The organism is Geobacillus sp. C56-T3 (assembly GCF_000092445.1).
GTDB classification, from domain to species: Bacteria; Bacillota; Bacilli; order Bacillales; family Anoxybacillaceae; genus Geobacillus; species Geobacillus thermoleovorans.
In genome coordinates this window covers 1404588-1427862 of the sequence record NC_014206.1, presented here as the reverse complement: position 1 = coordinate 1427862, position 23275 = coordinate 1404588, and the positions used below count along the sequence as shown (strand labels likewise).

General features: G+C 52.3%; 15 protein-coding genes, 4 tRNA genes, 2 rRNA genes and 1 pseudogene. 7 read left to right on the top strand and 15 right to left on the bottom strand.

Features of this window, described 5'->3' with window-relative positions:
- Positions 1–966: 966 nt before the first annotated feature.
- The 9 genes from GC56T3_RS07280 to GC56T3_RS07240 all read right to left on the bottom strand — a co-directional run bounded on the left by GC56T3_RS07280 (position 967) and on the right by GC56T3_RS07240 (position 10035).
- Entirely contained in the window at positions 967–1767 is an 801-nt protein-coding gene (locus tag GC56T3_RS07280; protein WP_041468323.1) for an ExeA family protein, read from the bottom strand.
- Positions 1760–3010 (bottom strand): IS481 family transposase, encoded by a 1251-nt coding sequence (locus GC56T3_RS07275; protein WP_041468321.1) that lies wholly within the window; start codon positions 3008–3010, stop codon positions 1760–1762. The genes GC56T3_RS07280 and GC56T3_RS07275 overlap by 8 nt, the downstream gene beginning before the upstream one ends.
- A 141-nt stretch (positions 3011–3151) precedes the next feature.
- Positions 3152–3715 carry a DUF6431 domain-containing protein gene (locus GC56T3_RS19915; protein WP_041468322.1) on the bottom strand — a complete coding sequence of 188 codons (564 nt, stop codon included), beginning with the start codon at positions 3713–3715 and terminating at the stop codon, positions 3152–3154.
- Between the two features lie 410 nt (positions 3716–4125).
- A tRNA-Arg gene (locus GC56T3_RS07265) sits at positions 4126–4202 on the bottom strand.
- A gap of 174 nt (positions 4203–4376) precedes the next feature.
- Positions 4377–4447: transfer RNA gene (locus GC56T3_RS07260), tRNA-Gly, on the bottom strand.
- 102 nt (positions 4448–4549) lie between these two features.
- Positions 4550–4623 (bottom strand) — tRNA-Arg (locus GC56T3_RS07255).
- 10 nt (positions 4624–4633) lie between these two features.
- Positions 4634–4705 (bottom strand) — tRNA-Gly (locus GC56T3_RS07250).
- A gap of 312 nt (positions 4706–5017) precedes the next feature.
- Positions 5018–7946: ribosomal RNA gene (locus tag GC56T3_RS07245) — 23S ribosomal RNA — on the bottom strand.
- 531 nt (positions 7947–8477) lie between these two features.
- Positions 8478–10035 (bottom strand): 16S ribosomal RNA (locus GC56T3_RS07240).
- The 16S and 23S rRNA genes sit together here with 4 tRNA genes alongside, the layout of an rRNA operon.
- Before the next feature lie 597 nt (positions 10036–10632).
- On the opposite strand from GC56T3_RS07240, the gene GC56T3_RS07235 reads away from it, so the two are divergent.
- The gene (locus GC56T3_RS07235) at positions 10633–10923 is read left to right on the top strand and encodes a hypothetical protein (RefSeq protein WP_011231630.1); all 291 of its coding nucleotides are present in this window, start codon (positions 10633–10635) and stop codon (positions 10921–10923) included.
- Positions 10924–10987: 64 nt separating this feature from the next.
- The gene (locus GC56T3_RS07230) at positions 10988–11431 is read left to right on the top strand and encodes an Hsp20/alpha crystallin family protein (RefSeq protein WP_013144951.1); all 444 of its coding nucleotides are present in this window, start codon (positions 10988–10990) and stop codon (positions 11429–11431) included.
- Positions 11432–11447: 16 nt separating this feature from the next.
- Here GC56T3_RS07230 and GC56T3_RS07225 read toward each other — a convergent pair whose 3' ends face one another.
- The 4 genes from GC56T3_RS07225 to GC56T3_RS07210 are packed head-to-tail and all read right to left on the bottom strand — an operon-like array spanning position 11448 to position 16224.
- Positions 11448–12470 (bottom strand): LacI family DNA-binding transcriptional regulator, encoded by a 1023-nt coding sequence (locus GC56T3_RS07225; RefSeq protein ID WP_013144950.1) that lies wholly within the window; start codon positions 12468–12470, stop codon positions 11448–11450.
- Between the two features lie 57 nt (positions 12471–12527).
- Positions 12528–14054: a UDP-glucose--hexose-1-phosphate uridylyltransferase gene (gene galT, locus GC56T3_RS07220; RefSeq protein ID WP_013144949.1), complete on the bottom strand. Its 1527-nt coding sequence runs from the start codon at positions 14052–14054 to the stop codon at positions 12528–12530.
- Positions 14055–14056: 2 nt separating this feature from the next.
- Positions 14057–15043, bottom strand: a complete 987-nt coding sequence (gene galE, locus GC56T3_RS07215; RefSeq protein ID WP_013144948.1) for a UDP-glucose 4-epimerase GalE — start codon at positions 15041–15043, stop codon at positions 14057–14059.
- Positions 15040–16224: a galactokinase gene (locus tag GC56T3_RS07210; protein WP_013144947.1), complete on the bottom strand. Its 1185-nt coding sequence runs from the start codon at positions 16222–16224 to the stop codon at positions 15040–15042. Before GC56T3_RS07210 ends, galE begins: the two co-directional genes overlap by 4 nt.
- Positions 16225–16554: 330 nt before the next feature.
- Between GC56T3_RS07210 and GC56T3_RS18485 the strand changes: the two genes are divergently transcribed.
- On the top strand, positions 16555–16791 hold the full coding sequence (locus GC56T3_RS18485) for a transposase (RefSeq protein ID WP_128738865.1): 237 nt from the start codon (positions 16555–16557) through the stop codon (positions 16789–16791).
- 135 nt (positions 16792–16926) lie between these two features.
- A pseudogene (locus tag GC56T3_RS20285) lies at positions 16927–17052 on the top strand (IS3 family transposase); the annotation flags it as partial.
- Positions 17053–17161: 109 nt separating this feature from the next.
- On the opposite strand, the gene GC56T3_RS07200 reads toward GC56T3_RS20285, so the two are convergent.
- Entirely contained in the window at positions 17162–18820 is a 1659-nt protein-coding gene (locus GC56T3_RS07200; protein WP_041468308.1) for an IS1634 family transposase, read from the bottom strand.
- 358 nt (positions 18821–19178) lie between these two features.
- On the opposite strand from GC56T3_RS07200, the gene GC56T3_RS19910 reads away from it, so the two are divergent.
- The 3 genes from GC56T3_RS19910 to GC56T3_RS07185 all read left to right on the top strand — a co-directional run bounded on the left by GC56T3_RS19910 (position 19179) and on the right by GC56T3_RS07185 (position 21927).
- Positions 19179–19742: a DUF6431 domain-containing protein gene (locus GC56T3_RS19910; RefSeq protein WP_041468322.1), complete on the top strand. Its 564-nt coding sequence runs from the start codon at positions 19179–19181 to the stop codon at positions 19740–19742.
- A 141-nt stretch (positions 19743–19883) separates the two neighbouring features.
- Positions 19884–21134: an IS481 family transposase gene (locus GC56T3_RS07190; RefSeq protein ID WP_041468321.1), complete on the top strand. Its 1251-nt coding sequence runs from the start codon at positions 19884–19886 to the stop codon at positions 21132–21134.
- Entirely contained in the window at positions 21127–21927 is an 801-nt protein-coding gene (locus tag GC56T3_RS07185; RefSeq protein WP_041468319.1) for an ExeA family protein, read from the top strand. Before GC56T3_RS07190 ends, GC56T3_RS07185 begins: the two co-directional genes overlap by 8 nt.
- Before the next feature lie 388 nt (positions 21928–22315).
- On the opposite strand, the gene GC56T3_RS07180 is transcribed toward GC56T3_RS07185, so the two are convergent.
- Positions 22316–23245, bottom strand: coding sequence for an aldo/keto reductase (locus GC56T3_RS07180; protein ID WP_013144946.1), 930 nt, complete (start codon positions 23243–23245; stop codon positions 22316–22318).
- Between the last annotated feature and the right edge of the window lie 30 nt (positions 23246–23275).

Genomic DNA, 23275 nt, shown 5'->3' with positions numbered 1-23275 from the left:
TTTTTGCTCAATATTTAGAATTATAATTCAAATATAATTAACATTCTCTTCATAATATCCTAATGTAAATTAGCACATTATTTCAGAATCCCTTTTTCAAATTATTTCAGGAGGATTCGGAAATCATGCGCAAAATTTTTACGGATTATTCTGGATTTTGCACATTCTTTTGGAACGTTTGCACGCTCTTTCAAATGAAGATTTCTACTCTCACATCATAGACGAGAAGGAACAAAAAGAATCGCGGCAGGTAGATCAAACCATGATGGAACTCTATAATGCCCTGTGATCACCGCGCAAAATTCGTGCAAAATTTTTTCGGATCCTATCGTTTTTTTCGAGATTCCCAAAAAATGAAAAACGACCGCAAACGCGGTCGTATCAAGGGTTTTGAGGATTTTAACCCGAACGAATCGTATGTAAGTGGCGTCCCAGGAGAGACTCGAACTCCCGACCGACGGCTTAGGGCCGATGCCCCTTCCTCTACAAGCTTACTCGAAGAAGATGGATGCGTCGGGGCAACTCGGAGCCATTTCGAAGATGACTTTGCTCGTTGCTCTATCCTACTGAGCTACTGGGACATCATCGACAGAACACGCCAATATTCCTACTGTCGGCTCTTATAACCAAATAAAAAATCCCCCTCTCGCATATAGGACTTCTAGCGATCAGGGAACTTCGTTCCAACGCCTTTTGCGCGTTCTTTTCGTATGGAAATGGCGTCCCAGGAGAGACTCGAACTCCCGACCGACGGCTTAGTGTAAATTAGCACATTATTTCAGAATCCCTTTTTCAAATTATTTCAGATGGATTCTGAAATAATGTGCAAAATTTTTGCGGATTATTGCGGATTTTGCACATTCTTTCGGAACATTTGCACGCTCTTTCAGATGAAGATTTCCAGCGCGCCTGATGGACCGATGGAAAAGAGAAAGCACAAAAGAGGCCGATTTGGCCCCTTTCGTGCTAATACCCCATTTCCTCTGCAGCCATGCGCACCACTTCTTCGTCAATGACGTCCTTTTTCAGCTGATGCCCGTACAGCAGGCACGTCGTGGCCAACGTGTTGATGACACGGGGCCAACCACGTGATTGCAGGGCAATTGCCTCTAACGCCGATGGGGTGAAGATCGGATGCTTGGCCCCGGCCTGTTTCATCCGATGCTCGATGTAGCCCGCCACCTCTTCCTTCTCCAGCGGCCCCATCCGGTATCGCATGATGATCCGCTGGTCGAGAGGGCGGTGCTGATTGAGCCGCAGCTTCCCCTGTAAATGAGGCAACCCGGCCAAAATCAAGACAAATGGGTTGGTTGAATCCATCTCAAAGTTGAACAAGATGGCGATGTCTTGTAAAAAGGCATCCTTTGCTAAATGCATCTCGTCCAAAATGAACACCGGCGTGATCCGTCGTTCATGATGCAATCGCTCGATCGCCTGCTGGATTTGGCGGAAGAGATCTACCTTGCGGTACTTCGGTTCCTCTCCTAATCCCAAGGCCAGTCCACGGTAAAAATCCATCACGCCTCCGGTGGATAACGGAAAGTAGACGACATGATACAATGATGGATTCAATGACTCTTTCAGCGCCCGAAGGGCGAACGTCTTGCCCGCCCCCGGCTCTCCGATCAACAGCCCGATCCCCCGGGTTCGTTTCACGTACTCCAGCGCCCGCAGCGCTTCTTGAAACGCCGCCCCTTGATACGCCTCGGACGGATCTGTTTCTTTCGCAAACGGCTCCCGCGAGAGGGAATAAAACGTTTTATACATCCTGTTCGCCCTCCTTCGCCGAAACCGCCGCAAACGGCGACCGGTGGCGCTTCACATAGGCGTTATCCTCCAAACGCACCCGAATGGCTTCCGCCACCCGTTTGCCATCTTCGTACACATAGACGCCTCGTTCGTCATAGCGGAGCTCAATCGATTGCCCAATGAACCGAGGCGGCACTTCGTATAGCTGTTTATTCAGGGTGATCGTGCCATCGGCTTTCACCTTGCGGTGCTCCCGTTTCAGAAAAATCGCGTCCAGCCAATCGATGTCTTCGATCCACACCACTCGTTCCACTTGGGACTGAAACACCTCATGCGGCGTTTTTCCGTCCAGTGAGGCGTGCGGTTTTCGATGATACTCTTCTTCAAGCCACTTCCAAAAACGCTCGTTCAACTCGTCAAGCGACTTCGGCGGATTCAGCTCTAACAGCGGATAAAACCGCGTCTGTACGGTGCGGAAGAACCGTTCGATTTTCCCTTTGCTTTGCGGGTCATACGGCTGAGTGTGGATGAGCGTAATCCCCATCTCGGCGCACGCATACTGCAGCACCTCGGATCGATAAATTTTCCCGTTGTCCGAGTAAATGCGTTTCGGCTTCCCGCAACGAAGCACCGCTTCCTTTGTGACGATCCGCAGCCCGTCAAATTTCTCCGAAGGGAAAAATTGGGCATACGGCACCAACCGCGAGCAGTCATCGATATACGCGATCAAAAACGTTTTCTGGGCTTTCCCATGGACGCGAATCGTGGGTCCATGGGATAAGTCCCCTTGCCATAGCTCATTGATCTGGTCATACGCAAAACGCTTTCGCTCCGGCATCGGCAAGATTTCTTTTCCCACCAGGTTGTGTTTTTTCAACAATCGGTATATAGTAAAGTATGAGAGGGTGGTGGGAATGTCCCCCTGCTTGGTGAGTTGTTCGTAGAATAGGGTCACGGGCATGGTGGGATGTTCCTTCCTCAATGCTAGAATATGATCCTCATCATCGGGGGACAGACGTCTGGAGCGGCCGCGGTCCGAACGGCGCTTCGGCTTCAAGGCGTCGAAGCCCCCTTTTTTGTATCGGGCGCACCAATCCAGAATCGTCTTCGCCGCAATGGGCTTGTCCCCTTGATGAGGAATCGAATGCACTCGCCCGCCCACCTCATTCAAATACACTTTGGGCTCCACCTGGCCATTCACCAACGGAGCGATCAGCCCGTACCGAAACAGCGCGATGTCGTGTCTCATCGATTCATCCATCCGGATCTCCTCCCTGTCTCCCTGTGATGTTGGACCGTTCCGGTCCCTCTGCCTCCTATCTTACGAAACGGCTCGAGATTCGTCGAGAGGAAGGGTTTGTGGGAACATCAACCATCTCCGTTTTTGGTGTTAAGTAGAAAATCAGGAAGCAATTTGATCCGCAAACGGATGCCACCTCTCGTTTGTCCACAGGTCTTGGATGATCGAGCCCACCCCCCGTCCCTCCAAGGTCTGCATCCACCAAACCGCCCGTTCTGTTCTTGCGTTCCCCACAGGGCCGATGATCCCCCACCTTCTCACCGCCGCGTGATGCAAGCGGGAAAGATTCCGTAAAAATCGTCGGACATAAAACAAGATGACCTCCTTGGTGGGAAAAACAACCTGTTTGGTCTTCGCTCCTCGCCTTGGCGTTTCGAGCCACGTTTTGACCGCTTGCCAGATGACCGGCCGTGTATATTGAACATACGGGAGGAGAAAAGAAGGCAGCACACTCACGGTTTTACGGCACTCTTGACAGCGATATCGTGCGATCCAAAGGCGATACTCCCCCTCTGCCGTCAACGCATAGCGTTGGTAGTATCCGTGACGATGCAAGGGGCGGCGGGATGGACAGTGGGGGCATTGGTTCACGTCGGGAAAATCGTTCCCTTTCCCACGATCCGTATACGTTTGAATGTCAATGCCAAAGTCGTGAAACTGGATCACACTTCCTTCCCCCTCTCCTTGAAACGAATGGAAATCTTCGTCCGAAACAATTCACAAAAAAATTAGCACATTCCTTCAGAAAAGGGGAGAGGGCTTTCTGAAAGAATGTGCAAAAAAATGGGCGTTTTATGCTGAAATAAAATGATAATTTACACTTAGGGCCGATGCCCCTTCCTCTACAAGCTTACTCGAAGAAGATGGATGCGTCGGGGCAACTCGGAGCCATTTCGAAGATGACTTTGCTCGTTGCTCTATCCTACTGAGCTACTGGGACATCATCGACAGAACACGCCAATATTCCTACTGTCGGCTCTTATAACCAAATAAAAAATCCCCCTCTCGCATATAGGACTTCTAGCGATCAGGGAACTTCGTTCCAACGCCTTTTGCGCGTTCTTTTCGTATGGAAATGGCGTCCCAGGAGAGACTCGAACTCCCGACCGACGGCTTAGAAGGCCGCTGCTCTATCCTACTGAGCTACTGGGACATAGCAATCATGACACTCTCATTATTCCGCTGTCCCTTCCTCTACAAGCCTACTCAAGGAAGCTTGGTGCGTCGGGACAACTCGTAGCCATTTCGAAGATGACTTTGCTCGTTGCCCTATCCAGCTGAGCTGCTGGAACAATATCCATACGATATTCACGATAAAATAAAGGAAAGCGGGTGATGGGAATCGAACCCACGACTTCAGCTTGGGAAGCTGAGGTTTTACCATTAAACTACACCCGCATGATCAATATCATTAGGACTTGTCTTAGAAACGACTGCAATAAAAATATAATCGCTAATTGTTTTTTTTGTCAATATCTTTTTTTGAAGTTAGTTAATAAACGCGCTCGAGAGGATTCGAACCCCTAACCTTCTGATCCGTAGTCAGATGCTCTATCCAATTGAGCTACGAGCGCATGATGGAAAAGCGGAAGACGGGACTCGAACCCGCGACCCCCACCTTGGCAAGGTGGTGTTCTACCACTGAACTACTTCCGCATCATGAGAAGAATTCATTCCTTCAAAACTAGATAACCGTCGGAAGAAGCCGCTCGCCTGCGCTTTTCGCTGTCTAGTTCCGGCCGCCATCGGCTCGCGACGCTTCGGTCCTGCTGCGGCGGGCTAAGCCCGCTCGCAGGCCCTCCAGCGCACCTCGCCGATAAGCGGGCGGCCTCCACTTTTCTTGCTGTCCAGTTCCAGCGCCTAGCTCTCTTCTGCCAAATAACCTTCCCCCTCGGGGTGCAAGCACCCCAGCGGGTGAAGAACATTTGGCTTCGAGAGCTAATCGCGGCGCTTTTCACTTTTTCTCACTAGGTTAAGCCCTCGATCGATTAGTATCCGTCAGCTCCACGTGTCGCCACGCTTCCACCTCGGACCTATCGACCTCGTCATCTTCGAGGGATCTTACCCGCTTCACGCGGTGGGAAATCTCATCTTGAGGGGGGCTTCACGCTTAGATGCTTTCAGCGCTTATCCCGTCCGCACATAGCTACCCAGCGGTGCCCCTGGCGGGACAACTGGTACACCAGCGGTGCGTCCATCCCGGTCCTCTCGTACTAAGGACAGCTCCTCTCAAATTTCCTCCGCCCGCGACGGATAGGGACCGAACTGTCTCACGACGTTCTGAACCCAGCTCGCGTACCGCTTTAATGGGCGAACAGCCCAACCCTTGGGACCGACTACAGCCCCAGGATGCGATGAGCCGACATCGAGGTGCCAAACCTCCCCGTCGATGTGGACTCTTGGGGGAGATCAGCCTGTTATCCCCGGGGTAGCTTTTATCCGTTGAGCGATGGCCCTTCCATGCGGAACCACCGGATCACTAAGCCCGACTTTCGTCCCTGCTCGACCTGTCCGTCTCGCAGTCAAGCTCCCTTGTGCCTTTGCACTCTCCGAATGATTTCCAACCATTCTGAGGGAACCTTTGGGCGCCTCCGTTACCTTTTGGGAGGCGACCGCCCCAGTCAAACTGCCCACCTGACACTGTCTCCCACCCCGTTAAGGGGTGCGGGTTAGAATTTCAATACCGCCAGGGTGGTATCCCACCGTCGCCTCCACCGAAGCTGGCGCTCCGGCTTCCCAGGCTCCCACCTATCCTGTACAAGCGATACCAAAATTCCATATCAGGCTGCAGTAAAGCTCCACGGGGTCTTTCCGTCCTGTCGCGGGTAACCTGCATCTTCACAGGTAGTATAATTTCACCGGGTCTCTCGTTGAGACAGCGCCCAAGTCGTTACACCTTCCGTGCGGGTCGGAACTTACCCGACAAGGAATTTCGCTACCTTAGGACCGTTATAGTTACGGCCGCCGTTTACTGGGGCTTCGGTTCGCACCTTCGCTTCCGCTAAGCGCTCCCCTTAACCTTCCAGCACCGGGCAGGTGTCAGCCCCTATACGTCGCCTTTCGGCTTCGCAGAGACCTGTGTTTTTGATAAACAGTCGCTTGGGCCTTTTCACTGCGGCTCTTCAGGGCTCTTCACCCCAAAGAGCACCCCTTCTCCCGAAGTTACGGGGTCATTTTGCCGAGTTCCTTAACGAGAGTTCTCCCGCGCGCCTTAGGATTCTCTCCTCGCCTACCTGTGTCGGTTTGCGGTACGGGCACCTCTTCCCTCGCTAGAGGCTTTTCTTGGCAGTGTGAAATCGGGGACTTCCGGATCCATCCGTCGCCGTCACCGCTTGGCCTTATGATCCGCGGATTTGCCTGCGGATCAGCCTCACGGCTTGGACAGGCTCTTCCAGCCGCCTGCTCGCCCTATCCTCCTGCGTCCCCCCATCGCTCAAACGGGAAGAAGGTGGTACAGGAATCTCCACCTGTTGTCCATCACCTACGCCTTTCGGCCTCGGCTTAGGTCCCGACTAACCCTGAGCGGACGAACCTTCCTCAGGAACCCTTAGGCTTTCGGCGCAGAGGATTCTCACCTCTGTTTTCGCTACTCATACCGGCATTCTCACTTCTAAGCGCTCCACCAGTCCTTCCGGTCTGGCTTCTCTGCCCTTAGAACGCTCCCCTACCGATGACCAACGGTCATCCCGCAGCTTCGGCGGCACGTTTAGCCCCGGTACATTTTCGGCGCAGAGTCACTCGACCAGTGAGCTATTACGCACTCTTTAAATGGTGGCTGCTTCTAAGCCAACATCCTGGTTGTCTCGGCAACTCCACATCCTTTTCCACTGAACGTGCACTTCGGGGCCTTAGCTGGCGGTCTGGGCTGTTCCCCTCTCGACCACGGATCTTATCACTCGCGGTCTGACTCCCGGGCATAAGTCATTGGCATTCGGAGTTTGACTGGGTTCGGTAACCCGTTTTGGGCCCCTAGCCCAATCAGTGCTCTACCTCCAAGACTCCTAAACCCGAGGCTAGCCCTAAAACTATTTCGGGGAGAACCAGCTATCTCCAAGTTCGATTGGCATTTCACCCCTACCCACACCTCATCCCCGCACTTTTCAACGTGCGTGGGTTCGGGCCTCCAGCCGGTGTTACCCGGCCTTCACCCTGGACATGGGTAGATCACCTGGTTTCGGGTCGACGACGACGTACTTGACGCCCTGTTCAGACTCGCTTTCGCTGCGGCTCCGCCTCTCCGGCTTAACCTCGCACGCCATCGTCACTCGCCGGTTCATTCTACAAAAGGCACGCCATCACCCATCAACGGGCTCTGACTACTTGTAGGCACACGGTTTCAGGTTCTCTTTCACTCCCCTCCCGGGGTGCTTTTCACCTTTCCCTCACGGTACTGGTGCACTATCGGTCACTAGGGAGTATTTAGCCTTGGGAGATGGTCCTCCCTGCTTCCGACGGGATTCCTCGTGTCCCGCCGTACTCAGGATCCGCTCGGGAGGGAACGAAGTTTCGACTACAGGGCTCTCACCTTCTCTGGCCGGCCGTTCCAGACCGGTTCGTCTACCCCGTCCCTTTCTCACTCCCATCGTGAGCGGTCCTACAACCCCAAGAGGACACGCCTCTTGGTTTGGGCTGTTCCCGTTTCGCTCGCCGCTACTCAGGGAATCGCGGTTGCTTTCTTCTCCTCCGGGTACTAAGATGTTTCAGTTCCCCGGGTGTGCCCTCCATGCCCTATGGATTCAGGCATGGATACTGCCCCATTACGGACAGTGGGTTCCCCCATTCGGACATCTCCGGATCAACGCTTGCTTACAGCTCCCCGAAGCGTTTCGGCGTTTGCCCCGTCCTTCATCGGCTCCTAGTGCCAAGGCATCCACCGTGCGCCCTTTCTAGCTTAACCTATTGCGCTCTCGGCTTCTTCCTTATGTTAATCGGTTATCTAGTTTTCAAGGAACGAAGTAGCTCCTTTGAATTCGCTTCTTCGCTGGTTTGCGTCGAGGAATTCGGCTTCTCCGAATCCGCTTGTAGACGCAGACGCAAACGAGACTACTTCATTGAATTCACTTCTCTGCAGTCTTGTGCCGAGGAATCTTGCTTCCCTGAACCTGCTAGCAGACGCAGGCACAGATGCAAAGCAACTACGTTGAAACAGCTTCCTTGCAGCTTTGCGTCGAGGAATCCAGCTTCTCTGAATTCACTTGTAGACGCAGACGCAAAGCAACTGAAGGAATCCTCATTCCTTCAAAACTGAACGAAACAGAAGCGCGATGGATTGGTAGGTTGGCCATTACGGCCTCCGCTTTTCGGATTGTCTAGCTCCGGCCGCCATCGGCTCGCGACGCTTCGGTCCTGCTGCGGCGGGCTAAGCCCGCTCGCAGGCCCTCCAGCGCACCTCGCCGATAAGCGGGCGGCCTCCGCTTTTCGTCCTTAGAAAGGAGGTGATCCAGCCGCACCTTCCGGTACGGCTACCTTGTTACGACTTCACCCCAATCACTTGCCCCACCTTCGGCGGCTGGCTCCCTTGCGGGTTGCCTCACCGACTTCGGGTGTTGCAAGCTCTCGTGGTGTGACGGGCGGTGTGTACAAGGCCCGGGAACGTATTCACCGCGGCATGCTGATCCGCGATTACTAGCGATTCCGGCTTCATGCAGGCGAGTTGCAGCCTGCAATCCGAACTGAGAGCGGCTTTTTGGGATTCGCTCCCCCTCGCGGGTTCGCAGCCCTTTGTACCGCCCATTGTAGCACGTGTGTAGCCCAGGTCATAAGGGGCATGATGATTTGACGTCATCCCCACCTTCCTCCGACTTGTCGCCGGCAGTCCCTCTAGAGTGCCCAACTGAATGCTGGCAACTAGAGGCGAGGGTTGCGCTCGTTGCGGGACTTAACCCAACATCTCACGACACGAGCTGACGACAACCATGCACCACCTGTCACCCTGTCCCCCCGAAGGGGGAACGCCCAATCTCTTGGGTTGTCAGGGGATGTCAAGACCTGGTAAGGTTCTTCGCGTTGCTTCGAATTAAACCACATGCTCCACCGCTTGTGCGGGCCCCCGTCAATTCCTTTGAGTTTCAGCCTTGCGGCCGTACTCCCCAGGCGGAGTGCTTATCGCGTTAGCTACAGCACTAAAGGGTGTGACCCCTCTAACACTTAGCACTCATCGTTTACGGCGTGGACTACCAGGGTATCTAATCCTGTTTGCTCCCCACGCTTTCGCGCCTCAGCGTCAGTTGCAGACCAGAGAGCCGCCTTCGCCACTGGTGTTCCTCCACATCTCTACGCATTTCACCGCTACACGTGGAATTCCGCTCTCCTCTCCTGCACTCAAGTCCCCCAGTTTCCAATGACCCTCCACGGTTGAGCCGTGGGCTTTCACATCAGACTTAAGGGACCGCCTGCGCGCGCTTTACGCCCAATAATTCCGGACAACGCTCGCCCCCTACGTATTACCGCGGCTGCTGGCACGTAGTTAGCCGGGGCTTCCTCGTGAGGTACCGTCACCGCGCCGCCCTCTTCGAACGGCGCCCCTTCGTCCCTCACAACAGAGCTTTACGACCCGAAGGCCTTCTTCGCTCACGCGGCGTCGCTCCGTCAGGCTTTCGCCCATTGCGGAAGATTCCCTACTGCTGCCTCCCGTAGGAGTCTGGGCCGTGTCTCAGTCCCAGTGTGGCCGGTCACCCTCTCAGGCCGGCTACGCATCGTCGCCTTGGTGAGCCGTTACCTCACCAACTAGCTAATGCGCCGCGGGCCCATCCGCAAGTGACAGCCAAAGGCCGCCTTTCAACCAAAGACCATGCGGTCTTCGGTGTTATCCGGTATTAGCTCCGGTTTCCCGGAGTTATCCCGGTCTTGCGGGCAGGTTGCCCACGTGTTACTCACCCGTCCGCCGCTGACCAAACCAGAGCAAGCTCCGATTTGGTCCGCTCGACTTGCATGTATTAGGCACGCCGCCAGCGTTCGTCCTGAGCCAGGATCAAACTCTCCAAAGAAAGTTGATTGGCTTTTCGGATTGTCCAGCTTCGGCCAAAGCGGCCTCCGCTTTTCTTTCGCGCTTCGTTTCGTTCAGTTTTCAAGGAACAACAGTTACTATTATAAACAATCTTTCAAAAATGTCAACTACTGATTCTCTTCTAATTATTACCGCGTTCATTTCGCATTTCGTCGCGGCAATTATTCATTATACGCAGTGTTAACTATTTGTCAATAGTTTTTTTATTTCATGATTGTTCGATCGTTGCACTCCGACATTCCGTCGAAGCGGCGATTTTTATTTTATACACTATCTCACCTTATGTCAACTACTTTTTTAGGTTGAACGCTCTCCCACCTACGCTAACGCTTAGAGGTGGGAGATTCTTGGGAACATCCGCCCCACGGCAGGCTGTCAACCAAGCCATCCCCGTACGTCCCACGGTTGGGCTGCCTTACTTACAAAGACAGCAAACGAAACCAGCCCCCACTATCTACATTCGACTTGGCCTCCCGAATCGCTTCGACTGCTGTATGATATAATTTCTTAAAAAGAATATGTTGCAAGGAGCAGACCTCGAGGATCGCTATGCATATTTTTAAGGAGGGAAACAGCCGTGACCTATCCATTTTCTGCATTGCTTGACGGCTACCGCCGCCTTTGGCCGAACCGCTCGCTGGCGGCCGGACCGCTTGATGAACAAGAAAGCCAAACTCTTTTGTATGAAACGATAAGGCAAGAGCTGCGCGATGAATGGACGCATCCGCGCGTGCGGCAATCGTCCGAAGTGAAGTTTTATTACGCCGTTAAGCGGGTGGCCGCTTCTGACTTGCCGGATGGCATGAAAGTAGCACTCATTCAAGCGTATTTGACGGTGATGGAACAATTGCAAGCCAATCATACATAAAACAGACGAATCCGGTTCACACTACTGAGCGAAAAAACATTTCTTGTTAAGGAGGAGGGCAGTTATGGCGTTAATTCCGTATGACCCGTTCCGGCACTTGGAATCGATTCGCCGGGATATGAACCGCTTTTTTGCTAGTGATTTTCCATCGCTGTTCACTCATATGGATGAGCAGCACTGGATGCCGCGCATCGACATGCATGAAACGGCCAACGAATACGTCGTTTCGTGCGATTTACCGGGGCTGGAGCGGAAAGAGGATGTGCACATTGACGCGCAGAACAACATGTTGACCATCAGCGGCACGATTCAACGCCACCACGATGTAAGAGAAGAACAAATGCACCGGCGCGAACGCTTCTTCGGTCGCTTCCAGCGTTCGATCGCCCTGCCGGCGGATGCGGCGACGGAAAACATTCGCGCGACGTACAAAAACGGCGTGCTTGACATTCATATCCCGAAAACAACGACAGGAACGAAAAAACGCGTTGATATCGAGTTCCATTAATGCGGAAGGGAGCGGCTTATCGACCGCTCCCCTTTTCGTTGCCCTCGCTGCTTGAGCGGATGACGAGCTCTGTCGGCACGACGACCTTTTTGCAAATCGCTCGTTTCGTCGTCAACCGTTCGATGAGCAGCTCAACCGCTGTTTCACCCATAAACTCTGTGTATACTTTCACCGTCGAAAGCGGCGGGTGAAGAAATGCGGCCGTCGGAATATCATTGAATCCGACAATCGCCGCCTCTTCCGGAACAGCGATCCCGGCTTCATGCAGCGCACGCAGGGCGCCAATCGCCATCGAATCACTGGCAATGAAAAACGCCGTCGGCAAGTCGCCGCCTGAAACAGCCTCTTTCATCAGCCGATAGCCATCTTCAGCAGTGAAGGCACCGATCCATACATAGCGGGAATCATACAGTCCTTTGACATACAAATATTCGTAAAACGCCGCTTCGCGCTCATCGCGGATCGGCGTTTCCCCGTCGACATATTCACGGCCGCCGATATAGCCAATTTTCGTATGCCCCAACCGAAGCAAATAATCAAGCACCGTCACCGTCGCTTGACGCAAGTCGATGACGACTGAATCAAACCGATGCTCATCAGGCGAACAGTCGACAAACACAATTTGTTTGGCCCCGGCGGCAAAAACCTCGACTTCCTTCGGCCCGAATTTTCCGACGGCGATGATGCCATCGAGCGCCTCCATCCGTTCGATCGGATAGGCGCCGTGCTGTTTAAACAATTTGACGAGTTCGATGCCGCGGTCAAAACACTCTTTTTCCACTCCGAGGCGAATCGCCATATAATATGGATCATCGATTTCCTGGCGCTCCGAATACCAGTGAATGAGCCCGAAGCGAAACGATTCGCGCGCTTGCTGGCTTCGTCCCCGCAATGTTTTGTAGTTCAGCTCTTGGGCGACTTCAAAAATGCGCCTTCTCGTTTCATCGGAAACGGACAGCGTCGCATCGTAATTAAGCACGCGCGACACCGTCGCGACCGAAACGCCGACTTTTTCCGCGATTTCTTTTAACGTAGCCATAGTCTGTTTGCGATCCCCTTCCTTATGTTTCATATGAAACGCGTTTTTTCGCCGCATTTAAACAAGAGACGACATGCGCTCCACAGCGTGCTGCATAAAGCGGCGAAACGCGTCCTTCCCTCGCTTGTCCCGCTTAAACACCCCGGCATGTTCCAACACGGTCACAAACCGTTGTCCGACTTCGTGCCGCAAAATGTCATGGACGTTGTCCTTCGTGATGTCCGGATAGGCCGAGTAAATGGCTTCGCACCAATCCCAATGTTTATGCATCGACTCGTCCCAGTCTTCTTTTTTTGTCCGATGCACGAGATAATCGGCCAGCGTCTCCAGTTCCACGGCAAGCCGTGCCGGCAGCACCGCCAGCCCCATTACTTCGATCAAGCCGATATTTTCTTTTTTAATATGATGCAATTCTTCATGCGGATGGAAAATGCCGTACGGATGTTCCGCTGATGTCCGATTGTTGCGCAAAACGATGTCCAACTCAAACAAATCGCCGCGCCGCCGGGCGATCGGGGTGATCGTGTTATGCGGAACATCGCCGCTGTAGGCCATAATCTCGACACTTGGGTCGCTGTACGTCCGCCATGTTTCATACAAAAAGGCAGCCGCATCCAACACGTCCTCTTTTGGTCCAGTCAAACGGATGACGGACATCGGCCAGCGCACTATGCCGGCTGTGACCGACGGAAACGATGGAAGCGGGATACACTCTTCGATCTCCGCCTTTTCCATCGCAAACGTATAGCACCCGCCTTGGAAATGGTCATGCACTAAAATCGAGCCGCCGACAATCGGCAAATCGGCGTTCGAGCCAATGAAATAGTGCGGGAACTTTTCGACGAAATCGAGCAAACGCTCAAGCGTCTTCCGCTCCATTTTCATCGGCACATGTTCGGCGGAAAAGACGATGCAATGTTCATGATAGTACACGTAGGGAGAATATTGGAAATACCACTGTTCATCCAATAACGTGATCGGGATGACACGGTGATTGGAACGGGCTGGATGACGCCACGTTCCTTCATACCCTTCGTTTTCTTTGCATAATACACATTTTGGATACGAGGATGACGGCATCTCTTTTAATTTGGCGATTTCCTTCGGGTCTTTTTCCGGCTTCGCCAAGTTAATGGTGATATCCAATTCTCCATAGATGGTTGACACTTTCCAGTGCTGATTGTTGGCGATGCGCGCCGTTTGAATGTAATTGGACGCTTGGCTCAACGAATAAAACCAGTCCGTCGCCTCCTGCGGGTCGCGGCGGTATCGCTCGTAAAAGGCGCGGATCACTTCCGACGGCCGCGGCATGACGCAGTCCATCAGTCTCGCATCCCATATATCGCGCTCGGTCGTTGTATTCGTTTCCAACAATCCTTGTTCATACGCCCAATCAATCATAGCGTCCAATACCGGGGCCGGCGAGGCCAAGGGAACGTCCTTGACCTCGGCCGGCTGCCATTCCGTGAGTCGGAGCGTTGCCAGCAGGCGGTTGCGCGCGTACACCACATCTTCCGGCGCTAAAAGGCCGCGTTGCTCGGCATAACGGATCAGTTGTTCAATCGCCGCAAAAATCGTTTCCATGTTTACACACCCCGATAGCCGTTTGGCCGCGCTTTGTGCCACTCCCACGCCGAGGCGACGATATCCGTAATGGACAAGTATTTCGGCTCCCAGCCGAGCTCGCGCTTTGCTTTTTCCGATGAAGCGACAAGTCTCGCCGGATCGCCCGGGCGCCGCGCCACGACGCGGGCGGGGATCGGGTGTCCGGTCACTTGCCGAGCCGCTTCGATCACTTCTTTGACGCTAAATCCATTTCCGTTGCCTAAATTGTATACATCGCTGTCTGCCCCGCTCCGCAATTTCTCGAGCGCCAGCCAATGGGCATCGACGAGATCAAGCACATGAATGTAGTCGCGGATGCACGTGCCGTCGGGCGTGTCGTAGTCATCGCCGAAAACGGAAATTTCCTCGCGCTGGCCAAGCGGCACTTTTAAAATCAATGGAATCAGATGCGTCTCCGGGTTGTGGTCCTCACCGATTGTCGTGCCGTACGCCCCGGCGACATTAAAGTAGCGGAGCGAAATCGAGCGGATGCCATAGGCGCGGTCCGCCCATTTCATCATTTTTTCCATCGCCAGCTTCGTTTCTCCATACGCGTTCGTCGGTTCCGTCGGGTCGGTTTCGACGATCGGGATTTGTTTCGGCTCCCCATACACCGCGGCGGTTGAAGAAAAGACGATTTGCTTGACGCCAAATTCTCTCATCACTTCAAGCAGCACTTGTGTGCCGTACACATTGTTGTCGTAATATTTCAGCGGCTCTTCCATGCTTTCGCCGACCAATGAGTTCGCCGCAAAATGAATGACCGCCTCAATGTCGTGCTGGCGAAACACCTCGCGCAAAAACTCGCGGTCGCGAATATCGCCTTGGCAAAACACCGCATCAGGGTGAACCGCCTCCCGGTGCCCCGTCTGCAAGTTATCCACCACGACCACGCGCTCCCCTTTTTCAAGCAGACGGTACACCGCATGGCTGCCGATATACCCTGCCCCTCCGCAAACCAAAATCATCGGCTCATCTCCTCCAGTTCCGTGAGTTCTCTCGCCCCGTCACCAACTTCAACGACATAAAAGCTTGCTTCATAACCGATTTTTTCGGCATACGCGTTTCCGACCCGTTCAATGAAATCTTGAACGCATGCCTTTTTCACAATGTTCACCGTGCAGCCGCCGAATCCTGCTCCGGTCATGCGCGCCCCGACCGTTCCTTCGTGCGACCATGCCGCTTCAACGAGCGTGTCAAGTTCAACGCCTGTCACTTCGTAATCATTGCGCAGCGACAAATGCGACTGTTTCATCAACTCGCCAAAGCGGATCAGGTCTCCCCGCTCAAGCGCCCGGGCGGCTTCAAGCGTCCGCTCGTTTTCCGTCACCGCATGGCGGGCCCGTTTTTGTTCAAGCGGGGAAAGAAGATGTGCATAACGGGCCAGTTCCGCGCTTGTCAGCTCGCCGAGCGAGGCGATGTTCCGCACGCTTTGCAGCTTCGCAAGAGCCGCCTCGCACGTCGCCCGCCGCTCGTTGTACGCCGAGTCCGCCAGGCCGCGCTTTTTGTTTGTGTTCGCGATGACAATCGAACAATCGTTGAGCACGAGCGGCAAATAGCGGTACTCGAGCGTCTGGCAGTTTAATAGAATGGCGCAATCTTGTTTCCCCATGCCGACGGCAAACTGATCCATAATGCCGCAATTGACCCCAACGTATTTATTTTCTACGGTTTGGCTCATTTTCACAAGTTCTAGTTGGTCAAGCCCGCGCCTGAACAGTTCGTTGAGCATGACCGCGGTCACGAGCTCAATCGACGCGGATGACGACAGTCCTGCGCCGTTCGGGATCGTGCCGTAATACAAAATGTCCAATCCGGTCTCCAGCGGGCTGAGCGCTTGAAACGCAGCCAAGATCCCTTTCGGGTAATTCGCCCAGCCGTGCTCGCTCCGGTATGACAAGTCATCGTAAGAGACAGTGATCACTCCCGTTTCCGGGAAGTTTTGGGAGTAAAGGCGGACAAACGGCTCATCCGTTTGCCGGACAAGCGCATACGTGCCGATCTCGAGCGCGCACGGCAGCACATGCCCGCCGTTGTAATCCGTATGCTCACCGATCAAATTGACGCGGCCGGGGGCGAAGAAAGTGCGGATGCCTTCGCCTAAGCCGCTAAAAAGATCGATAAATTGCTGTTTTAAGATAGGGATCATGAGAGGGCCTCCTTAAACTTTTTCTTTAGTAAATATTTTAGTTAATATTTTATCAAAGATCAATAAAAATTAATGCTATTTTTTAGACACAATAAATCCCCTCTGTTCGTTTCCAAAAAACGAGCAGAGGGGGATGGTATCCACAACTCTTCTGTTTAGGCATTTTGTCTTGTCTAGTATTAAGATCGTATCAATCAAATGGCTAACTTATCAAGCAACCGCCCATATAAACAATTTTCCGCACTTTCTCTTAACAAAACCAGGTTCGAGGTGTCCAATCATGAAAAAGAGAACATTTGATCAAGAATACAAGATTCAAGCGGTTGAGTTATGCTTGGAGGGGGACAAGTCCATCGCCCAAGTGTCAAAAAAGAGTTAGGTTTGGCTTACAACACTCTTCATCGTTGGGTCAAAGAATACAAAGAAAGCAATGGAACAAGCTTTGTAGGTTCAGGCAACATCAAGCCACAAAATCAAGAAATCATCGAGTTACGCCGTCGCAATCAAGAGTTGGAGAAGGAATTAGCGATCCTAAAAAAGACATTAGGCATCTTCACCAGAAACTAGAAGTAATTTACGCATTCATTTTTCAACACCGAATGAATTTCGCGTGGTGAAGATGTGCCAAATTTTCGGTGTTTCAAGAAGTGGGTATTACGACTGGCTCAAGCGTGCGAAAAGTAAACAGAAGAACGAAAAGAACAACTCACTCAACAAATTCGAAATGAGTATCTAAAATCCCGTAAGATTTACGGAAGCCCAAAAATTACGCAAGAACTACGCAAACAAGGGATTCGTGTGTCTCAAGACTCACATTTCGCACCCTAACAAGGTCAAAACAAAGGATTTTTTATTTAGTTTTTCAGAATAACTTTTTGACCAACACAACGAGCGATGGCAATCCTTTTTTTACCATCGCTAGTCGTTCTGTATCATGTTAGACGTAGATGCTCTCATCCATGCCCAATCCCTGCAGAATCCTTCGCTGATCCGGGTTGAGGGAGCGATCCAGTGCGCGTTGGATGCGTCCATCCGGCAGCTGGAACAGGACGACGTTCACATATTGAAACAGCTGAAAAATCGCCTGCCCGGTTGGCCGGGTCAGCTTGCGGCCTCCAGCCCCTTTTAACGGGTGTTCCGGTGTGATGAACTGACGCACCCGGCGCTGAAAAACGCGGTAAATCGCCAAGGCCAAGAGAAATAGATAGCCCAATACGGCAACTCGTTCTGGCTTTTTGACATAAATCTCATCCGTGAAAAACGGATCTTTCAAAAACGCGAAGTTCATTTCCACCGAGATTTGCCCTTTATACAGCTTCAAGATCTCTTGGGCATCCATTTGTTGGCCCTTCCATTCCTTCGGAACGGTCGTGACGAGGACAAACCGGGACGCTTTCCGTCTTGCCTGTTCCCATGCCGGTTGGTCGAATTCGACGTTTAGGCGAAGGGTGTACAGCGTCTCCGTCTCGGGTTCCGCCCCTTTTTTCGGCCGTCCTCGCCGTTTTTTCGGACGCACGATCTCTTCGACCGCGGCCTCCACTCGATGAAACCGAGGGCGAAGGGACGCCTTGAGGGACGTCAAGGCTTGTTCGGCGTCTTCGCGGCAGGAGAAGGGGTGGCGCTCCCAACGGACTTGTTCCTCACGAAGAAGCTCCGCTTCTTTGACCCGCTCTTTTTCGAGCGTCTTTCCTTTGCGCTGGTCGAGCGCGCTCGATTCAACGACGATCAGCCGAACCGGGTGGCCTTCATAGGTCGCGGCCGTTTCCCATACCCGGTACGTGGCGCCGTTTCTCTCCGCCAGGGTAAAGGGTTCGCTCCACGGGATGTGAGGCGAATCGGCCTCCGCGAGCGCCCGTTTCACGATCCGAAGCGACGAAGGGCCTCTGGTGATCAAAAAGGCATGGGCGGCTTTCGTCTGCGCCAAGGTGTCTTTCGTCATGGCAGCGGAATCAGCCACGTAAATCCATTCGTCGTCGATCTTGGCTTGTTTGAACTGTTCGTGGATCCGCGACAGCACCTCAGGATTCCACGCCTTATCCGATAGATTGCCGTCATGCACATCGCCGTAAAACGGGATGCCATCCTCGTTGCCGACCAGCCCGAAGCCGATCTGTTTTTGCCAACGGTGATGGCGGTTGTAGCCATGTGTGATCTGCAAAGCCTCTAATGAGGCCGATTCATACGCTCCGTAAACCGTCTTGTCCGTCGTATCAGCGTGAAAGGCTCGGAGGGAAAGGCCTTCTTTGCGATAAATGTGAATCAAGCAAGTGCTGATGACCTTGTGAATATCGGCCTCATACAAGCGGTCGAGATGACGGGCCAAGGCATCGTCGTTCAACCAGGAAGGCTGGAGACCGGGACGGATGAGTTTCTCCAGATCGATCTCCTGAGCCCATCGTTCTAAGTGAACCAGGGCTTGCCGGCCGTCAAATAGATTGTAAAGGATGGCTTGAACGGCATCGCTGACTCGCGTTTGGCATTGTGGATCGACGGGCACAAGATGGTCAATCAAGTGGGGGATGTCGAGTTTTTTGACTAGAACACTTATTATATTCAAATAACCATTACGATAGACCCCTTTGACTTTCACATTCATGAGAGAAAAACTCCTTTACGTTCCTTGTGTGTCAAGGATTCATTCGACATCGGAATGAAAAAATCCTCCCGATTTTCGTCGGGAGGGTGCGAAATGTGAGTCAAGAGACGGTCGCTCGCATCATGAGAGAAGAAGGCTTGAGTGGATAGCGATATAAAAAGCCTTAGGGAAACAAATGGCCTGACACCTTTTCCCTAATGTAAATGTAAATTATCATTTTATTTCAGCATAAAACGCCCATTTTTTTGCACATTCTTTCAGAAAGCCCTCTCCCCTTTTCTGAAGGAATGTGCTAATTTTTTTGTGAATTGTTTCGGACGAAGATTTCCATTCGTTTCAAGGAGAGGGGGAAGGAAGTGTGATCCAGTTTCACGACTTTGGCATTGACATTCAAACGTATACGGATCGTGGGAAAGGGAACGATTTTCCCGACGTGAACCAATGCCCCCACTGTCCATCCCGCCGCCCCTTGCATCGTCACGGATACTACCAACGCTATGCGTTGACGGCAGAGGGGGAGTATCGCCTTTGGATCGCACGATATCGCTGTCAAGAGTGCCGTAAAACCGTGAGTGTGCTGCCTTCTTTTCTCCTCCCGTATGTTCAATATACACGGCCGGTCATCTGGCAAGCGGTCAAAACGTGGCTCGAAACGCCAAGGCGAGGAGCGAAGACCAAACAGGTTGTTTTTCCCACCAAGGAGGTCATCTTGTTTTATGTCCGACGATTTTTACGGAATCTTTCCCGCTTGCATCACGCGGCGGTGAGAAGGTGGGGGATCATCGGCCCTGTGGGGAACGCAAGAACAGAACGGGCGGTTTGGTGGATGCAGACCTTGGAGGGACGGGGGGTGGGCTCGATCATCCAAGACCTGTGGACAAACGAGAGGTGGCATCCGTTTGCGGATCAAATTGCTTCCTGATTTTCTACTTAACACCAAAAACGGAGATGGTTGATGTTCCCACAAACCCTTCCTCTCGACGAATCTCGAGCCGTTTCGTAAGATAGGAGGCAGAGGGACCGGAACGGTCCAACATCACAGGGAGACAGGGAGGAGATCCGGATGGATGAATCGATGAGACACGACATCGCGCTGTTTCGGTACGGGCTGATCGCTCCGTTGGTGAATGGCCAGGTGGAGCCCAAAGTGTATTTGAATGAGGTGGGCGGGCGAGTGCATTCGATTCCTCATCAAGGGGACAAGCCCATTGCGGCGAAGACGATTCTGGATTGGTGCGCCCGATACAAAAAAGGGGGCTTCGACGCCTTGAAGCCGAAGCGCCGTTCGGACCGCGGCCGCTCCAGACGTCTGTCCCCCGATGATGAGGATCATATTCTAGCATTGAGGAAGGAACATCCCACCATGCCCGTGACCCTATTCTACGAACAACTCACCAAGCAGGGGGACATTCCCACCACCCTCTCATACTTTACTATATACCGATTGTTGAAAAAACACAACCTGGTGGGAAAAGAAATCTTGCCGATGCCGGAGCGAAAGCGTTTTGCGTATGACCAGATCAATGAGCTATGGCAAGGGGACTTATCCCATGGACCCACGATTCGCGTCCATGGGAAAGCCCAGAAAACGTTTTTGATCGCGTATATCGATGACTGCTCGCGGTTGGTGCCGTATGCCCAATTTTTCCCTTCGGAGAAATTTGACGGGCTGCGGATCGTCACAAAGGAAGCGGTGCTTCGTTGCGGGAAGCCGAAACGCATTTACTCGGACAACGGGAAAATTTATCGATCCGAGGTGCTGCAGTATGCGTGCGCCGAGATGGGGATTACGCTCATCCACACTCAGCCGTATGACCCGCAAAGCAAAGGGAAAATCGAACGGTTCTTCCGCACCGTACAGACGCGGTTTTATCCGCTGTTAGAGCTGAATCCGCCGAAGTCGCTTGACGAGTTGAACGAGCGTTTTTGGAAGTGGCTTGAAGAAGAGTATCATCGAAAACCGCACGCCTCACTGGACGGAAAAACGCCGCATGAGGTGTTTCAGTCCCAAGTGGAACGAGTGGTGTGGATCGAAGACATCGATTGGCTGGACGCGATTTTTCTGAAACGGGAGCACCGCAAGGTGAAAGCCGATGGCACGATCACCCTGAATAAACAGCTATACGAAGTGCCGCCTCGGTTCATTGGGCAATCGATTGAGCTCCGCTATGACGAACGAGGCGTCTATGTGTACGAAGATGGCAAACGGGTGGCGGAAGCCATTCGGGTGCGTTTGGAGGATAACGCCTATGTGAAGCGCCACCGGTCGCCGTTTGCGGCGGTTTCGGCGAAGGAGGGCGAACAGGATGTATAAAACGTTTTATTCCCTCTCGCGGGAGCCGTTTGCGAAAGAAACAGATCCGTCCGAGGCGTATCAAGGGGCGGCGTTTCAAGAAGCGCTGCGGGCGCTGGAGTACGTGAAACGAACCCGGGGGATCGGGCTGTTGATCGGAGAGCCGGGGGCGGGCAAGACGTTCGCCCTTCGGGCGCTGAAAGAGTCATTGAATCCATCATTGTATCATGTCGTCTACTTTCCGTTATCCACCGGAGGCGTGATGGATTTTTACCGTGGACTGGCCTTGGGATTAGGAGAGGAACCGAAGTACCGCAAGGTAGATCTCTTCCGCCAAATCCAGCAGGCGATCGAGCGATTGCATCATGAACGACGGATCACGCCGGTGTTCATTTTGGACGAGATGCATTTAGCAAAGGATGCCTTTTTACAAGACATCGCCATCTTGTTCAACTTTGAGATGGATTCAACCAACCCATTTGTCTTGATTTTGGCCGGGTTGCCTCATTTACAGGGGAAGCTGCGGCTCAATCAGCACCGCCCTCTCGACCAGCGGATCATCATGCGATACCGGATGGGGCCGCTGGAGAAGGAAGAGGTGGCGGGCTACATCGAGCATCGGATGAAACAGGCCGGGGCCAAGCATCCGATCTTCACCCCATCGGCGTTAGAGGCAATTGCCCTGCAATCACGTGGTTGGCCCCGTGTCATCAACACGTTGGCCACGACGTGCCTGCTGTACGGGCATCAGCTGAAAAAGGACGTCATTGACGAAGAAGTGGTGCGCATGGCTGCAGAGGAAATGGGGCATTAGCACGAAAGGGGCCAAATCGGCCTCTTTTGTGCTTTTTCTTTTTCATCGGTCCATCAGGCGCGCTGGAAATTCTTCATCTGAAAGAGCGTGCAAATGTTCCGAAAGAATGTGCAAAATCCGCAATAATCCGCAAAAATTTTGCACATTATTTCAGAATCCATCTGAAATAATTTGAAAAAGGGATTCTGAAATAATGTGCTAATTTACACCTAAGGCTGTTATTGTTATTCATTGACGCGCTCTCTTAATACAAGTCGATATCGACCAACCTTTACAGGACACTCTTCACGAACTGACGTCCTTCATCCATATCTTATCAGTTTGATTACGGGCAGGAACTCCTACCAACTAATAATTTAGTAAAACCATAACCTCTTTATTCCCTGCATTACCAAACTGGGCTAATTTCATTAATATAAGCAAGTTCCCCTTCAGTTAATAATGGCCGGGTAGAAGCTCCGACATTTTCTGTAACCTGTTTTGCCGTTTTGGCTCCCGGAATGGCTGTTGAAACAGCCGAATGAGAAAGAACAAACTGCAGTGCCAATTGCCCAAGGGTTCGATCTTCCCGCTCTAACGATTTTAACTTCCCTACCTTCTCGACTTGTTCTTCAAACCACTTTCGATCCCAGTACTGCCGGACATCATTTCCTGTAAAAGTCGTTGCTTTTGTGAATTTCCCCGTTAATAAACCTTTTTGCAGTGGCCCTCGTACAACTACTCCAATGTTCTCCTCTTGGCAGTATGGAAGAATTTCCTTTTCCGCCGCCCGATTTAAAATACTGTAATCGATCTGTAACACGTCTATAGATTTATGGCGATTAAACGTTTTTAAATACTCGAAATCGTCAGTAGAGACGCCAACAGCCCGAACCTTTCCATCCCGTTTCAACTTGTCAAACGCTTCGAGAAAGGCTTCTGTCTCTTGTTCAACATGCCACCAAATATGACAGAAATATACATCTATATAATCGGTCTGTAATCGTTTCAAACTATCCTCAAACGCCTGAATCACTTTTTCAGGCTGATCATAAATCGGTTCTGGTTTCCGGCTATGGCCCATTAACCCGCCTTTTGTAGAAAGAATAATTCGATCCCTTTTACCTTTTATGATTTGACTTATTAATGTTTCACTATGACCGTTCCCATAGACGTCAGCTGTATCGAAGAAATTAACACCTAACTCCAAAGCGTGATTCATCGCTTGGATCGATTGTTGATCATCTACAGGACCCCACGCATCTCCGCCAATAGCCCAAGCTCCAAAGCCAATTTCCGATACCTTTATCCCAGATTTTCCAAGCGTCCGATATTCCATTTTTCTCTCCCTTTCAAACTGAATTGCCCT

Coding starts and splice junctions, on each gene's coding strand:
- GC56T3_RS07275 (WP_041468321.1), bottom strand. CDS start 3,010: ATGGATGAATCGATGAGACACGACATCGCGCTGTTTCGGTACGGGCTG.
- GC56T3_RS07210 (WP_013144947.1), bottom strand. CDS start 16,224: ATGATCCCTATCTTAAAACAGCAATTTATCGATCTTTTTAGCGGCTTA.
- GC56T3_RS07280 (WP_041468323.1), bottom strand. CDS start 1,767: ATGTATAAAACGTTTTATTCCCTCTCGCGGGAGCCGTTTGCGAAAGAA.
- GC56T3_RS07190 (WP_041468321.1), top strand. CDS start 19,884: ATGGATGAATCGATGAGACACGACATCGCGCTGTTTCGGTACGGGCTG.
- GC56T3_RS07230 (WP_013144951.1), top strand. CDS start 10,988: ATGGCGTTAATTCCGTATGACCCGTTCCGGCACTTGGAATCGATTCGC.
- galT (WP_013144949.1), bottom strand. CDS start 14,054: ATGGAAACGATTTTTGCGGCGATTGAACAACTGATCCGTTATGCCGAG.
- GC56T3_RS07200 (WP_041468308.1), bottom strand. CDS start 18,820: ATGAATGTGAAAGTCAAAGGGGTCTATCGTAATGGTTATTTGAATATA.
- galE (WP_013144948.1), bottom strand. CDS start 15,043: ATGATTTTGGTTTGCGGAGGGGCAGGGTATATCGGCAGCCATGCGGTG.
- GC56T3_RS07185 (WP_041468319.1), top strand. CDS start 21,127: ATGTATAAAACGTTTTATTCCCTCTCGCGGGAGCCGTTTGCGAAAGAA.
- GC56T3_RS18485 (WP_128738865.1), top strand. CDS start 16,555: ATGCTTGGAGGGGGACAAGTCCATCGCCCAAGTGTCAAAAAAGAGTTA.
- GC56T3_RS07225 (WP_013144950.1), bottom strand. CDS start 12,470: ATGGCTACGTTAAAAGAAATCGCGGAAAAAGTCGGCGTTTCGGTCGCG.
- GC56T3_RS07180 (WP_013144946.1), bottom strand. CDS start 23,245: ATGGAATATCGGACGCTTGGAAAATCTGGGATAAAGGTATCGGAAATT.